Consider the following 15,553-nt stretch of genomic DNA (forward strand, 5'->3'; position numbering starts at 1 on the left):
TCCATTCACGACCCCCCCAAAAATCCTTTGGGAATACGAATACAACAAAACAGCCTCCTTCTCCGGAGAGGGGCTGTTTTGTTCGGGTCGTCAAGGCGTACTTCAAACCGGACCCCGTCGATGATGTTCCAGGTAACGCCGTCGAGCCAGCTCCTTCAGCATCGCACGCCTCAAGACAATCTGCAATTCCTGATCCCTGACTTCCACGAGGCTTTCCTCGATCATCTTCCTGTCTCTTTTTTTCAAGAGTGTCGCCGTCGGCTGAAAAAAAGTCTTCTCCTGTCCCGCGGTGGGGGCACCGGCCCATTTCCCCACGGAAAAATGAAGCCGATGAACCGGCTCCGCCTGCCAGCGTTTTTGAAATTTTTCCAGAATGTCCTGTTTCAGGAATTGGAGTTGGTGCATCCAAACCGACGTCGAGACCTTCAGAAAAAGTGTCCCGTCCCTTATCCGGTCGGGGTGGGTCTGGGCCGCAATCATAACGCCCACGGCGCTGTTCCAAGCCTCTTTCAAGCGATTGTCTTGAACCGGCAGGCGCATACCAGCTTTTTTGAGTACCCGGGCCAAAACATCCCCAACCTGCTGTAGATGCCTTGCCCCCCTTCTTCTGGCCATAACAACCCTTTTACGCACAGGCAATCCAGCGGTGATGCCCGTTCAGAAAGCGACAGGACCCGCTGTCAAAATGGTTGATCGTTCCAATCAAATGGGATACGATTTTTGAAATTCTCCTCAAGGGGGTTATCATGGGCCTAACAGAAATGATCGGGAAAATCAAGTCACACCCCGATTACCACAAAGTCGGCATGATCCTTTGCCATAACGGGGTGGCCCGGGGGACATCACGGAACGGGAGACCCATTCGCGAACTGACCGTTACGGCGGACCATCGGCGCCTGGCGGAAGTCATCGAAGAAATGAAAGCCCGGCCGGGTATTATCGAATTGCTCGTCGAAATCAACGAAGGGAAATTGGACATCGGCGATGATGTCATGTACGTTGCCGTTGCCGGCGATATCCGGGAAAACGTCTTCCCCGTCCTTATGGATACCATAAACACCATAAAAAAAGAGGTAACACAAAAAAGGGAGGTGTGACTCCAACGAATCGCACTGGCCGGGCAAACCTGTCTTTTTCACGAAAGCGCCCTTTATAAAAACGCCCGATGGATGATGCGGTTTACAGAAATATGCATCCAGGCGTTTATGGCCAGTGGGGGGCTGGCTTTATGTCAATGACCTTGCTCGGGTCCCGCCGCACCGTCGGATATCTTGTTCAGCAGGATCAGGAAATTCCGGGTGAGGAACGGTTCCAGGGTGTTTCCGGACATGTGGCGCATCTGTTCGCAGATGAGATCCATTTCTATGGAGTCCCGATAGACCCGTTTTGTGCGAAGCGCATCAAAATAATCGGAGATGGAAGTCATCTGGCTACAGATATTCTGCCGCCAGCCGGCGGAAACCCCGGGATACCCTGAATAGTCGTAAAGCATGTGGTGCTCATAGGCAACAATGGTCGCCAAGGCGGGTATGCCGGGCCTGCTTAAAAGATATTCCGCCCCTTTCTGCGGATGCTTTCTGACGAACATCCATTCCTCATCGGTCAATGCCTCCGGTTTAAGTAAAATGTCCTCCGGAATAAAGATTTTACCGATATCATGAAGCATGGCAGCCACACCCATATCGTGAAGGGTTTCGTCTTTTACACCGAGAGCCATCGCCTGGGCAATGGTGAGGATGCACACGTTTGTCGAATGGCTGAACGTATACTCATCGAGAACACGCAGAGGCGAGAAATTCAACAGCACCGCCGACCCCTGCCTGATCGCGTTGATGATGTCGGCCACCATCTTCCCGATTTCCTGATCGGGTAAGGCGCCTCTCTTTTTCACCGCGTTGTAGATCCCGACCATCACGTCCATATCCCTCTCTTGGAGGGCTTCGAAATTTTCCGCAACCTGCAGGGATGCCTGTCTGTCACGGTCCCCAGCCCTGTTTCCTTCCTCCGGATCCTCAAATTCCGCCTTGTCTGTTTCATCGGGTTCGTCACTTTCGATATCGTCCCTGTACTTCAACCCGACTTTCCCGAACTGGATGTGGGGAAAGGTTGTGGATTCCTCCGACTCTTTTGATGGGATGAGTAAAAATTCGATGAACGAAGTCATCTCGTCCAGCGTGATGTCACGGAAAAAATGAAGATGCTGGATACCCCTTTCCTTGAACAGTTGGATGAACCGGCTGCTGTGGAGGGTATCCTCCAAGGGTTCCGAATCAACAACCACCCGGTCATCGACAAAAAGCAACGACAGATCCGAATCGTCGCCCATGGCCGCGATAAGATGGTCATACGCGTCCTGGATCGAGGAATGGGTCAATTGGTGTGCCGTTGTATACTGACGGACATGGGTAATTGCGGGGAGAAAGGTACGAATGAAACGGAGAATCAGATCTTGTTTAAAAGCATGCATGATTTGTCCACCTTCAATGATTTCAGGACCTGGAGTGCCCGGACGGCCAGGTCATGGGGGCGGCCGCTGGATATTTTCTGCAGCATGGGTCCGACATCTTCGGCAGCGTAGCTGCTCAGGGAATCGATGATTTCGAGTTTCAGCAGGTGGGCGCGCTGTCTGCGAAACAATACAAAGGACCTCAGAATATGGGACAGGACGGGCAAAACGGAGGGCGCCCCTATTTCGGCCAGGGCATGGACCGATGCCTTTTTCAAGGTAAAACTGTCATGGTCCAATCCCCGCTTTTGTAGAAAACCCACGAGAACCGCGACGACCTCCGGACTTGTGGCTTTTCCGGCCATTGACACCGCTTTCAGACGCCGCTCCTGTTCCGCCGAATTCAATTCCTCCAAAAGGATCTTGTCCGCCTTTGGGTCTCCCAGAACGAGGAGCGTGTACAGTAGCTCCTGCCGAACTCTGGGGTGGGTGTGGTTCAGGAGGCTGTGGAGGGGTTCGAGAATCGACGGGTCGTCGAGCTGCCTGAGTATAACCAACAAATTCCTGACGAAATACCACCGCTTATCCTTCAATCTTCTCAAAATATGATCCCGGATGGAACCACCCATTTGTTTAAGGAGACCTAAATAATAAAGACGGAGGGCCTTGTTCTCCTCCTCGGCCAGCCGGTCCAGAAGGGGATCGACAAAGGCCGTTCCCGTCATCGCGACGAGTTCGGCGATCCAGTGGTGGTGCTCCTTGTCCACAACGTCCATGGAATTGAGCACTTCATATGTAAAATCACTGTCGGCAACAACCTCCACCAGAGTCGCGGAGGAACCGTTCCGAACTTCTTCCGGGGATATGCGTCTCTGACCGATCCTTTCCAGAATCTTGGCGGCTGCCTGAAAATCGGCGCTGCGCGCCAGCGACAGGCAACGATTCCGGAGATTTTGGAGCATTTCCTCTGGAATGGCCTCATCGGCATCGTAATTGGAAATGATTTCAACCATAATGGCGTTCACGCCGGATTCAATATTTTGGGCGGTCAGGGTTTCTTCCAGTTGCGGATAAGAGGCCAACCCCGGCGCAACAATCTCCTCGACAGCGATCATCTTATGCAATATCCGCTTATAATCCGCTGGGACAAACTTGTCGGTCTCATCCTCCTTGAAAATTATCTTCAGCTTATCCAGCAGTTCCTCCCTGGAACCAAGGGAACCGGACATGTCCGCCCCTTCCCCGTTCATACCCACCGCCTTCCTGGCAAGCTTCTGAGAGATTTTCAAAATATTGGGCGGTATATACATGCCCTGCTTTGTGTGCCTTTCCAGGGCTTCCAGAATAATTTCCACGGGCAGATCCGCCAGAATATCCTCGGCCATGCCGATATCGTCAGAAAGAATGGTGAAAAAACTCTGAAGGAAGTGGTCGCGTAGTTCGCTGTCCAGGGATTTGATGAACGTCACCATCCGCTTTACGAGCAGTTCGTCCCCGGACCAGTACAGCCCCCTCAGGTTTTCCATACAAGCTTTGAATGAGGTTCCCCCGTCGTCCATCCCCCCCCTTGAGTACCATTCGTTCAGAATGGAAGCCAACTCCCCCGGGTCCATGTCGAGGCGGTATTTGCTCTCCTCCCCCCCCGACACAAGAGCCCCTTGAAAAAACCCCCTGACGAACCTTTCCCAAAATGTCGCCGCGTGTAACCCATCCGGGGACAGGTCGCTTCCCTCCTCCCCATCCTGAAGAGAGAATAAGCCGTAATCGATCAGGCGGGTTTGAAGGTGGCGGACGTTTTCCCTGGCGAGAAGCGCCTCAATCCCCCCCTCCCGCTGAACGTCATTTCTTTTTTGCGAGATGATGCGGTTGAACGCCATCAGTTCCTCTGTAGCGAGACCCTTTTCGAGGATTAAACCGATGATCCCGTGCTCGAAGAGGGTTCCGGCAAACCGCGCGAAAATCGGGTTCTGCGGGTCCAGGGTCGAGGACCCCACCACGATGGTGTTTTTTCCAATCTTCAGGACCAGGCGGGGCTGAATGGCAAAAATCTCGTCAAGAATTTCTTCGACCTTCTCAAAGGATTCCAGAACAAAGGGGTGTCCGGAGGGATAGGAGGCAAGTTTGCTCACAGCCATGTTCAGGGCATGGATCAAGTCATGAATGATTTTGACATCCATCTGACGCTGCATACAGATCCTTTCCTTACCTCCCGCAACTCCCAGGGAAAAGAGGTATGGCATCAAAAACCGGACGGCACGTACAATCGAATCGTGGAGCCATCCTTAAAGAGCTTGTCGTTTTCATAAGCCGGGCACCGGGAACCCTTTTTTCTGGTTGAGGGGGACGGGCCAGGCAACGAAAATCCTCTCGGCCTGAAAAGCCATGGCGGGGATTTCCGGTAAAGAACCGATCCGCGATCGATAACACATTTCGCTTATGAAGCCGTTTCCCCAGCACCGTTTCCTGACGACGGACCTCGTTTAGTCGCGTCATGTACCCGCCATGGTTCAGTATCGACCAAATTGACGCTAAACTTTAGGATAAAATACTGAAACCGTCGTAAAACCTGTTGGATTTGCTCCCTGAGCGGAATCAATTCAGATTGATATAATGCAGCTGTCTGTAAGAATTGGTGTCAGGAAAGGATAAACTGAAGCGTAACCGGCATTACAGGACCGGCCTTCCCGGCATGAAACAAAAAACGGTGAGACCTGTACCATCCTGGTTCGATTCTGGAGCGGGCGACGGGAATCGAACCCGCGACTTTCAGCTTGGGAAGCTGACATTCTACCGTTGAATTACACTCGCTCGCTATGTTGCCGGCTGTTTTTTGAACCTTGAAATAGAGCTGCCATGTGATTCATCGCGGCTCTTTTGTCAAGACATTTTTACTTCAAGCGGATCGTGACGGCCTTTTCGTGGGCGTCCAGACCTTCCATGGCGGCAAACCGGGCCGCATGGCGGCCGTAACGACCCAAGGCTTTCTCCGTGAAGGAGATGACGCTCATCCGCTTCACGAAATCATAAACCCCCAGGGGTGAGGCGAATCTCGCCGTCCCTCCGGTCGGGAGAACATGGTTGGCTCCGGCCAGGTAATCTCCGAGGGTTTCCGGTGTGTGGTGTCCCAGAAACACGGCCCCCGCGTGGCGGATATCCTTCACAATTTCCCGGGGGTTGCCGACCATCAGCTCGAGGTGCTCCGGGGCAAAGCGATTGGCTATTTCCACCGCTTCGTCCATATCGACGGCGATCATAACGGCACCGAAGCTTTCAAGGGCGCTTTCGGCCACCTCTTTCCTGGAAAGTTCTCCCAGTTGGCGATCCACCTCGTCCGCCACCTTACGGCCGAAATCTTCGTCGGGCGTCACCAGTACGGCACTGGCCATGTCATCATGCTCCGCCTGGGACAAAAGATCCGCCGCCGCATGAGCGGGATGGCCCGTACCGTCAGCGATGATCAAAACCTCACTCGGTCCGGCGATCATGTCGATGCCGCACTGGCCATAAACCATCTTCTTTGCCGCCGTAACATAGGCATTGCCCGGCCCGACAATCTTGTCCACCCGGGGAACCGATTGCGTACCGTAGGCCAACGCCGCCACCGCCTGGGCCCCGCCGATGCCGAGGACCCTGTCGGCACCGCTGATTTTTGCCGCCGCGGCGATCAGGGGGTGAACCCCCTGCCCTTTTGTCGGCGATACCAGGATGATCTCCTTCACCCCGGCAATCCGCGCCGGGATCACCGCCATGAGGACCGTTGAGGGATACGGATTCCTGCCTCCCGGAGCGTAAACCGCCACCCTGTCCAGAGGCAGCACCCGGCTTTCCAGTTCGATCCCTTCGGCATCCCTCAAAACCCAGTCTTCCATGACCTGTCTCTCGTGGAATTTACGGATCCGATCGGCAGACAGTTCAAGAACAGCCCGGTCCTCCCCATCGAGTTTCGCCGCTGCGGCATCCAGCTCGGAAGGGGAAACCTCGATGTTTTCTTCATCGATAACATGATTATCGAATCTGGCCGTGTACTCAAACAGGGCCGCATCACCTCTTTGGGCGACATCATCGACAACGGCTCCAACCTGTCTCCAAAGTTCGGGATCGAATACCTTGCCCCGTTGATGGATCAAGCGGAACGTCTCTTCAAAAGACGGGTCTTTGGTGTAAATCACCCTCATCTTAAGCCGACTCCCTCCTTATTCTCGCCCCAAGGGCGGAAAATTTTTCCTCCATTCTCTGGTAGCCGCGATCCAGGTGGTAAATGCGTGACAGATCCGTTCTTCCTTCCGCCACAAGTCCCGCCAGAACCAGGCAGGCCGACGCACGAAGGTCCGTCGCCATGACCGGGGCGCCCTTCAATACGGGAACCCCCTGGACAATAGCGGCTCCTCCCTGGATAACGATGTTGGCCCCCATCCGGACAAGCTCTGCCACGTGCATGAACCGATTCTCGAAAACCGTTTCCGTCACAACACTGAGACCATTTCCGATGGAGAGCAGAACCATCATCTGGGCCTGCAGGTCCGTCGGAAATCCCGGGTAGGGAGCGGTCTTGATGTCGATACTCCGGATACCGTCCCCACCCCGTACCCGCACCCCGTTCGAAACAGGCTCCACCAAAATACCGGCATCGACCAGTTTGACGATGAGCGCATCCACATAAAGGGGATCGCACCCCCGAATGGTGACGTCTCCCCCGGTAATGGCCGCTCCGATCATGTAGGTACCGCATTCGATCCGGTCGGGCATAACCGTTCCTTCCGCACCGGTCAACCGGGTTACCCCCTCTATGGTGATTGTTTCCGTCCCGGCTCCCGTTATTCTGGCGCCCATGGCGGTGAGCACGTCAGCCAGGTTGACGATTTCCGGTTCCTTCGCCGCATTTTTCAGAACCGTTGTCCCATCGGCCAGACAGGCCGCCATCATGATATTTTCAGTTCCCGTGACCGTCTGGATATCGAAGTAAATCGTCGCCCCCCGCAAGCGCGGAGCCGTTGCCTCGATATAGCCGTCCTGCAGCGTCACGGTAGCTCCCATTTCCTCCAGAGCCCTAATGTGCAGGTTCACCGGCCTGGCGCCGATGGCGCAGCCGCCGGGCAGCGATACCCTTGCCCGGCCCATGCGGGCCACAAGCGGTCCCAGTACCAGAACAGAGGCCCGCATGGTTTTCACCAGTTCATAAGGGGCCTCAACGTGATTGATGTGCCGGGCATCGATCCTGACCGTGCCGGTTCCCTCAACTTCCGCTCCAAATCCACGGAGCAGTCTGTTTGCCGTTCGGATATCCATCAGTTCCGGCACATTATGGAATGTGCAAGGCCCCTCGGCCAACAGGGAGGAAACAAGAATGGGCAAGGCGGCGTTTTTGGCCCCGCTGACCTCGACCACTCCCTGCAGTCTTTCCCCGCCCTCGATGATCATTTTATCCACGAGTCATATCCTCCTGGCCCGGATGACCCTTTCCATTCCGCCGTAATCGGAACGAACGGAAAGGTTTTCATACCGGCCCCGCTTATTGAAAAGCCGACGAAGCGTACCAACCTGTCCCCCATCCATCTCCATCAAAAGCCATCCACCGGCGTACAGGAAGGACGGGCTTTCCTGAATCAAAATCCCGTGGGCCTCCGTCCCTTCCGGTCCGGGCACCAGGGCGCCCATCGGTTCATACTCCCGAATCCCGGGCGGAAGCGAATCATAATCGTGACGGGAAATGTAGGGAGGGTTTGAAACGATGAGGTCGAACCGTCCCGAAACGGGTTCCAGCATGTTACCCTGCAGAAACGTTATGCGGTCCTGCACTCCGTTCGCTTCGGCATTGGCCCGAGCGATCGCCAAAGCCTCCGGGACGACGTCCGTCGCCGTAATCTGAATATCCGGCCGCTCCGACGCCAGCGCCACGGCAACGGCACCGCTGCCCGTTCCAACTTCCAGGACCTGCCAGGTTTTCCCGGCCTTCGACGGCATGCAAGCCAGCGTTTCCTCCACAAGCACTTCCGTTTCCGGCCGGGGAATCAGCACGGCCGGCGTTACCAGAAAGGGAAGAGACCAGAATTCCTTCGTTCCGGTGATATAGGATACCGGCTCGTTTCCGCCTCGCCGTTGCAACCACCCCTTATACCGAAACACGGCGTCCGGGTTCACCTCATCCTCGGGATGGGTTATAAAGAGGAGCCGGTCAAGCCGCAGACAGGCCGCAAGCAACACCTCCGCATCCAGGCGAGGCGTCGGCGAACCCGCATCCGCTAGGAAGACAACGGCTTCGTTCAGAATATCCGCAACCGTCATACTCTCCCTTCATTTGCCGCGGCCTTCAGCATTTCCGTCTGGAAGTGGGTGTGGAGTCCACCCAACACGTCATCTATGGCTCCGTCGAGAAAACCGTCCAGATTGTACAGGGTCATACCGATCCGGTGGTCCGTCACCCGTCCCTGGGGGAAGTTGTAGGTTCTGATGCGTTCGCTGCGGTCCCCTGTTCCCACCTGGCTTTTGCGCGTCTCGGAAATTTCGGAATTTTGCCTGGTCGCGGCAATATCTAAGAGCCGTGCCCGAAGCACCTTCATGGCCTTGGTCTTGTTCTTCAACTGTGATTTTTCGTCCTGACACGTTACAACCATACCCGTCGGCAGGTGCGTGATGCGTACGGCCGAATCGGTGGTATTGACACTCTGGCCTCCATGGCCGCTGGAATGATAGACATCGATGCGCAAATCATTCGGTTCGATGTTCACCTCGATCTCCTGCGCTTCCGGTAAGATGGCCACGGTGACAGCGGAGGTGTGGATCCGCCCCTGCGCTTCCGTCACAGGCACCCGCTGGACCCGATGGACGCCGCTTTCTTATTTCAGACGGCTGTATGCACCCGCCCCGGTGATCATCGCGATAATTTCCTTGAACCCGCCGACCCCGCCGGACGGCGTGCTACTCACAACCTCGACTTTCCACCGCTGGGTCTCGGCATACCGGGCGTACATACGGAAAAGATCTCCGGCGAACAAACCCGCTTCATCCCCTCCGGTTCCGGCGCGGATTTCCAGGAGGACGTTCCTTTCATCATTGGGATCTTTAGGAAGCAGGAGAACCTTCATCCGCTGTTCAAGGTCGGACAACCGTTCCTTGAGTTCCGGCAATTCCTCCCTGACAATCTCGATCAGTTCCCGATCCGTTCCCCGAAGGAGCTCTTCCCCCTCGGCAACACGTTCCTCCACGATCACATAGTCCCGATAGGCCTCGACAAGTTCACGCAGATCCGAGTGTTCCTTGGCATACTTCTGATAAAGTTGCGTTTTTGCGACCACGTCGGGGTTGGCCAGGAGACCCTCGAGTTCCCGATAGCGTTCTTCGATATCCTTCAGTTTTTCGAGCATATGCTTACACTTGTCAGATTATTTCTGGTTTTCAGGAGATCTTGTCCGACCGGTTACGCCGTCACGGAGGTAAAACGGGGCATTTTTCGTAAAGGGATTCTTTTCCCTAATGAAAGGAAAAACCCCGCGTCGAGGGGGGAATGAACCGCGGTGATCAAACACAACTTTCCCCCTACCCGGTCCGTCAGAGATGAAATAGGGGAATCGCTGCAGGGGGTTATTTCTTGGTGTCCTTGTCTTTCTCGGCATATCTCCTTATGAACCGTTCCACCCGTCCCTCCGTATCGACAATTTTCTGTTTCCCTGTCATAAATGGGTGGCACTGGGAACAGATCTCAACCTTGATGTCTTTCCTGGTTGATCTCGTGGGGATGATATTTCCGCACACACAGGTGATGGTCGTTTCCGTATATTCCGGATGAATTTCCTTCTTCATGATCAGTTCTTCTCCTCGTGATTAAGTTTATCTCAGGCTCTCCCCTGTCGGGAGAGGGAAGTTATAATGATTTTTTGAATAATATCAACAAAAAATCACTCTACTGGTTCATTGAATCCAGAAATTCCTGGTTGGTCTGCGTTTTTCGAACCTTATCGAGAATAAATTCCATGGCATCCACGGGATTCATTTCCTGCAGCAACCGACGCAGAATCCAGATCCGGTTCAGGTTGTGTTTGGGCGTGAGCAGTTCCTCTTTGCGCGTACCGGAACGGATCAGATCGAAAGCCGGGAATACCCTCCGGTCGGCGATCCTGCGATCGAGATGGAGCTCCATGTTGCCCGTTCCCTTGAATTCTTCAAAGATGACCTCGTCCATGCGGCTCCCCGTATCGATGAGCGCCGTGGCGATGATTGTCAGGCTGCCTCCGTTTTCGATGTTTCGGGCGGCTCCGAAAAAACGTTTCGGTTTGTGCAGGGCGTTCGAGTCGACACCTCCCGAAAGCACCTTCCCGCTCGGCGGAACCACGGCGTTGTAGGCCCGGGCCAGCCGGGTGATGCTGTCCAGAAGAATGACGACGTCCTTTTTGTGTTCGACCAGGCGTTTTGCCTTTTCGATAACCATCTCCGCGACCTGAACATGGCGGGATGCCGGCTCGTCAAAAGTCGATGAAATGACCTCACCGGCAACACTTCTTTGCATATCGGTCACCTCTTCCGGCCGCTCGTCGATGAGAAGGACCATGAGGGTAACGTCCTTGTGATTTCGTGTAATGCTGTGGGCAATGTCCTGGAGAAGGACGGTCTTGCCGGCTCGGGGTGGGGAGACGATGAGACCTCGCTGCCCCTTGCCGATGGGCGTGAACATGTCCATGACCCGTGTCGAAAGATTCTCCGGATCCGACTCCAGTTCTATCTTCTCCAGAGGATAAAGGGGGGTCAGGTTGTCAAAGAGGATCTTGTCCCTTACCGCGTCAGGGGCTTCGAAATTCACGGAATCGACTTTCAGGAGGGCAAAATACTTTTCCCCTTCCTTGGGTGGCCGGACTTCACCGTAAATGGTGTCCCCGGTTCGAAGGCTGAAACGCCGGATTTGGGAGGGAGAAATGTAAATGTCATCGGGACTGGGCAGGTAATTGTAATCGACCGCCCGGAGAAAACCAAATCCGTCGGTCAGAATCTCCAGGACCCCGGCACCCGAAATTACGCCGTTTTTTTCCGCCTGGCTCTGAAGAATCGCAAAGATCAGATCCTGGCGCCGCATACCGCTGGCACCGGCCACATTGAGATCCTTCGCCAGTCTCGTTAACTCACTGATTGGTTGCCGCTTAATTTCTTCAATATCCATGCTGAAGTTCCTTGTCTATATTTATTATAAAATGCACCCTTTCGGGAATTCATTCAAAGCATTCCGTCCGTTCCAGAACGCCTTGGCTCAGAGCCGGATCCAAAAATACCTGAGACCGAGTCGGGACATGCGCCTGGAGGTCTCGCCCCGTTGAGGGCAAGATCAAAACACTGGAACGCCCGGAAAGCACTTCTTGAGGCGGACAAATTGACAGCGATGGGCAAAAATCGTATTGTTTCCCGGAGATTCGCGGTACGTCCCCCGTATCACCCGGATTTCGACGGGCCGCCTTGTGAGCGAGTTTGTCTGTTTTCGACATAGTATCCCGGCCTTCAATCTGCCGTGGGTTTCCCAAGATGAAATGCAATATCAATATGTTTCGAGCCGGAGAAAAGGTGTTTTGAAAACCCTGCGTTTTCGACACGCAAAAGGGCATCGGGAGGATATTCCTTGTTGCCGGTCGTTTCCTGATTCATTTTTTCGATGAATTTTATTGAATCAAACGTTAAAAACGGCACCACTGATGCACACGAACCATTCGTCTGGGATTAAGTTTAAATACAATGGGTTGCTTCATGAGAACGATTGGATTCTTCTTACGGCAGGAACCTTGCGTGCGCCCATCCAAAGTTGATGAAAAAGCACTATCCGAATCCGAAATATCTGTCAAGCCCTTTTTGAGGGCCATGTCAATCAATGGGTGGGTCCTTTTGTTATCCAAGGCCGCTTCAACCCGCCAAAGATCAATAATCACGCGATGTCTGACGTTTCCAAAAAACTGTTCTCCCCAAATATTTAAAACGTCGATACCCCGTCCCGTCCGCCACGAGGAGAAAGCTTTCCTATAAATAATCGAGCATTCCGCCGCTTATCCCACAACATACCGGGATAGCCTGACATGCGTCATCCCCGAACCATAATGAAGTTGAGCTGGCGTCCCGTCGTTTCACCCTCTCCCCGGTGGGAAAAGAATAAATCGCGGCGACAGGACGTACAGACCCCGGACGTGCCGATCCGGCCTGATGAGACGCCGGCCCCTTCCAGTTGCAGCCGGTTGGCCAGGGCCAGATCCATCATCCAGCGGCCCTTTTTCCCCGAGGCTTTCAGAAATCCATCGCCCTCCGTCCGGTTCCCGAACCGATGGCAAACCCTCTCGTCCACCTCATAACAACAGGGTCCGATGGCCGGACCGATGGCCGCCCAGAGGTCCTCCGGGGCCGAGGCAAACCGTTCCCTGAGTACGTGTACCGCTTTTCCGGCGATGCCCAGGGCCGTCCCCCTCCATCCGGCATGAAGGGCCGCCACGATTTTCTTTCTTTCGTCCGCCAGAAAAACAGGAACGCAGTCCGCCGTTTTAACGCACAGGACCAGCCCCGGCCTGTCGGTGATGAATCCGTCTCCTTCGAACATATCACCTGCAGGGAGGTTATGCCGGGCGGTCAGAACATGAAGGGTGTCTCCGTGAACCTGGCGTCCCAGAATCAGGTCCTCGACGGCAAAACCGAACGACTGCGAGATGAAGTGGAGATTTTGCCGGACATTCGCCGGTTGATCGCCCTGTCCGGCATCGACGTTCAGACTCGCGAAAGGCGCGGGACTTGCCCCTCCCAGGCGGCTAAAAAACGCATGCGACAAAAAATCGAACCGGTTCAGCGCCGTGGATTGAAGATAGACCAAGGCACCCCGGTCACGGAAATGAAACATCTTGCTCCCTTTAGCAAAAGGGGCCGATTACACCCCATCTGATCCTCCCCTCACCCCCATGCCCGCGGCGGGTACAACGAACAATGGAAACGGTATCGACATATGCCGCGCAAACCCAGTAACTTGAAGCCATTTTGACATAAAGTGTAACGAACCATCAGCGGCACTTGGATTCCAAATAGCATAGAATACCTTGCAGATCGTCTGTCAGGGGCGCGCTGAAGATCATCTCCTCGTCAAGGGCGGGATGGAGGAAGGCGATCCGCCAGGCGTGAAGGGCCTGCCGCGGGAAAGCGTCAAGACGCGCCCTGAGGGCCGTGTCCCTGACGGATTTTATCCTTCCGCCGCCGTAAAGCCGGTCCCCCACAACGGGATGGCCTATGGCTGACAGGTGGACTCGGATCTGGTGCGTACGACCCGTTTCAATTTCCACATCCAGCAGGGACACGTCGCCGTAACGTCTCATGACCCGCCAGTGAGACACAGCCTCCTTTCCCCTATGACTGCGGATGGACATTTTTTTTCGGTTCTCCGGGTGCCGTCCCACGGGTAGAGCAATCGTCCCCTCGTTTTCCGCCGGGTTTCCAAAAACCAGGGCCTTATAGGTCTTTTTGACATGATGTCCCTTGAATTGCCTGGAAAGGTGACGATGGGTCTCGTCATTTTTCGCGACCAGCAGAACCCCCGATGTATCCTTGTCCAGGCGGTGAACGATGCCCGGACGGACGACCCCGCCGATTCCCGACAGATCGTCGCAGTGATGCAGGAGCGCATTGACGAGGGTCCCTTCGCGATGCCCGGGCGACGGATGGACCACCATGCCCGCGGGCTTGTTCATCACCAGCAAGTTCTGGTCTTCGTAGAGGATCTGAAGGGGTATGTTTTCGGCGACGACCTCCCAGGGCCGCGCCGGCTGAACGGTGAAATCAACCCGGTCACGGTCACGCAGCCTGGCCCCCGCCTTGTCGGCCTGAACGGTGTTGATCCATACATTCCCCTCTTCGATCATCCGCTTCACCTGGGAGCGGGAAAGTTCGGGGGCTTTCGCCGCGACGAAAAGATCGAGACGGAGTCCTTCCTCCTCCGGGGACACCATGTAATGCCGCCTGACAGCATTTTGTTGATTTGGTCGTGATAACGGCCTTCGCGTTTCCATGGAGGAGTGCGGCAATATCAGAGTCTCCCCGCGGCGATGGTTCTCAAGCCATCGCGAATGACGGAGAATTCATCATCCCGTACGGTGCGCACATCGAAAAGGACGGCGTCTTCATCGATACGGGCGATAACCGGAATCTCCACACGACGCAACGCTTCCTCGAGCCGTACGGAGGTGATTCCTTCACAGGCCACTGCAACGACCATGGTTTCGATCTCCCTGAGCGGCAGGGCCCCGCCGCCGACAGCAGAGACGTTCTTCTGCAGGAACACGGTCAAGCCGGGAATCCCCGACCTTCTCAGCATGGCGGCCAGCCGTTTTGCTCTGGTTGTCACCTTCGACAGGGGCTCCGTCAGGGTACGGAGCGTAGGAATTGCCCCGGCGGCCTGACCGGGATGAAGGTACTGGACGAGTGTCGCCTCCAGTGCGGCGAGGGTCAATTTATCGATCCGGAGGGCCCGGTTCAGGGGATTGCGCATCACGTCGCCCATGATTTCCCTCTTCCCCAGAACAATGCCCGCCTGCGGCCCGCCCAGAAGTTTGTCGCCGCTGATCGTGACCACGTCCACCCCGGTCGCCACAACCGCCTTCACCGTCGGCTCCCCTCCCAGACCAAAGGGCGCGAAATCGATCATGCATCCGCTCCCCAGATCATGCATCACCGGAATCCCGTATCTCGCCCCCATAGAAACCAGGCTCTCCAGAGAAACCTCTTCCGTGAATCCCACAATTTTAAAATTGCTCGTGTGAACCTTCATGATCAGCCCCGTACGTTCAGAAACGGCCCGCTCGAAATCCAGGGCACGGGTCCGGTTGGTGGTGCCGACCTCCCTGAGCAGTGCGCCGCTCCGTTCCATGATTTCGGGAATACGAAACGCCCCGCCGATTTCCACCAGTTCGCCTCTCGATACGATGGCTTCCCGGCCGCGCGCCAGCGTATCGAGCACCAGCAGCACCGCCGCCGCATTGTTGTTGACGACCAGAGCCTCTTCGGCGCCGGTCAGGATGCGGAGCAATTCCCGGACGTGGCTGTAACGAAGTCCCCGTTCCCCTTTTTCGAGATCGTACTCCAGGTTGCAATATGAACGGGCCACCCCGACCA

Annotated in this window: 12 protein-coding genes, 1 tRNA gene and 1 pseudogene; 1 reads left to right on the plus strand and 13 read right to left on the minus strand. The window is 55.3% G+C overall.

The features are described from left to right. Positions 1-102: 102 nt before the first annotated feature. Positions 103-615 (minus strand): DUF721 domain-containing protein, encoded by a 513-nt coding sequence (locus tag GX147_02140; protein ID NLN59509.1) that lies wholly within the window; start codon positions 613-615, stop codon positions 103-105. A 131-nt stretch (positions 616-746) separates the two neighbouring features. Between GX147_02140 and GX147_02145 the strand changes: the two genes are divergently transcribed. Beyond that, positions 747-1,097, plus strand: coding sequence for a molybdenum cofactor biosynthesis protein MoaE (locus tag GX147_02145; protein ID NLN59510.1), 351 nt, complete (start codon positions 747-749; stop codon positions 1,095-1,097). A gap of 134 nt (positions 1,098-1,231) precedes the next feature. Here the strand turns inward: GX147_02145 and GX147_02150 are convergent, their stop codons facing one another. The 12 genes and pseudogenes from GX147_02150 to GX147_02205 all read right to left on the minus strand — a co-directional run. Next, entirely contained in the window at positions 1,232-2,467 is a 1,236-nt protein-coding gene (locus GX147_02150) for an HD domain-containing protein (protein ID NLN59511.1), read from the minus strand. Then, positions 2,443-4,635, minus strand: coding sequence for a HEAT repeat domain-containing protein (locus tag GX147_02155; GenBank protein ID NLN59512.1), 2,193 nt, complete (start codon positions 4,633-4,635; stop codon positions 2,443-2,445). Before GX147_02155 ends, GX147_02150 begins: the two co-directional genes overlap by 25 nt. Before the next feature lie 544 nt (positions 4,636-5,179). After that, positions 5,180-5,254 (minus strand) — tRNA-Gly (locus GX147_02160). A gap of 80 nt (positions 5,255-5,334) precedes the next feature. Further along, positions 5,335-6,621: a histidinol dehydrogenase gene (hisD, locus tag GX147_02165; GenBank protein NLN59513.1), complete on the minus strand. Its 1,287-nt coding sequence runs from the start codon at positions 6,619-6,621 to the stop codon at positions 5,335-5,337. 1 nt (position 6,622) lies between these two features. After that, entirely contained in the window at positions 6,623-7,873 is a 1,251-nt protein-coding gene (murA, locus tag GX147_02170) for a UDP-N-acetylglucosamine 1-carboxyvinyltransferase (GenBank protein ID NLN59514.1), read from the minus strand. A gap of 3 nt (positions 7,874-7,876) precedes the next feature. Further along, the gene (prmC, locus tag GX147_02175; protein NLN59515.1) at positions 7,877-8,728 is read right to left on the minus strand and encodes a peptide chain release factor N(5)-glutamine methyltransferase; all 852 of its coding nucleotides are present in this window, start codon (positions 8,726-8,728) and stop codon (positions 7,877-7,879) included. Then, a pseudogene (gene prfA / locus GX147_02180) lies at positions 8,725-9,807 on the minus strand (peptide chain release factor 1). Before prfA ends, prmC begins: the two are co-directional and overlap by 4 nt. Before the next feature lie 217 nt (positions 9,808-10,024). Further along, on the minus strand, positions 10,025-10,243 hold the full coding sequence (gene rpmE / locus GX147_02185) for a 50S ribosomal protein L31 (protein ID NLN59516.1): 219 nt from the start codon (positions 10,241-10,243) through the stop codon (positions 10,025-10,027). Positions 10,244-10,343: 100 nt separating this feature from the next. Beyond that, the gene (rho, locus tag GX147_02190) at positions 10,344-11,591 is read right to left on the minus strand and encodes a transcription termination factor Rho (protein NLN59517.1); all 1,248 of its coding nucleotides are present in this window, start codon (positions 11,589-11,591) and stop codon (positions 10,344-10,346) included. A gap of 903 nt (positions 11,592-12,494) precedes the next feature. Next, complete coding sequence (gene pgeF, locus GX147_02195; GenBank protein NLN59518.1) at positions 12,495-13,295, minus strand: peptidoglycan editing factor PgeF; 801 nt, start codon at positions 13,293-13,295, stop codon at positions 12,495-12,497. A gap of 157 nt (positions 13,296-13,452) precedes the next feature. Further along, a complete protein-coding gene (locus GX147_02200) occupies positions 13,453-14,391 on the minus strand; it encodes an RluA family pseudouridine synthase (GenBank protein ID NLN59519.1) in 939 nt (312 codons plus the stop codon). Between the two features lie 77 nt (positions 14,392-14,468). Further along, on the minus strand, positions 14,469-15,553 hold a 1,085-nt coding region (locus tag GX147_02205; GenBank protein ID NLN59520.1), incomplete at its 5' end, for an L-seryl-tRNA(Sec) selenium transferase.

Source organism: Deltaproteobacteria bacterium (assembly GCA_012522415.1).
Lineage (GTDB): Bacteria > Desulfobacterota > Syntrophia > Syntrophales > JAAYKM01 > JAAYKM01.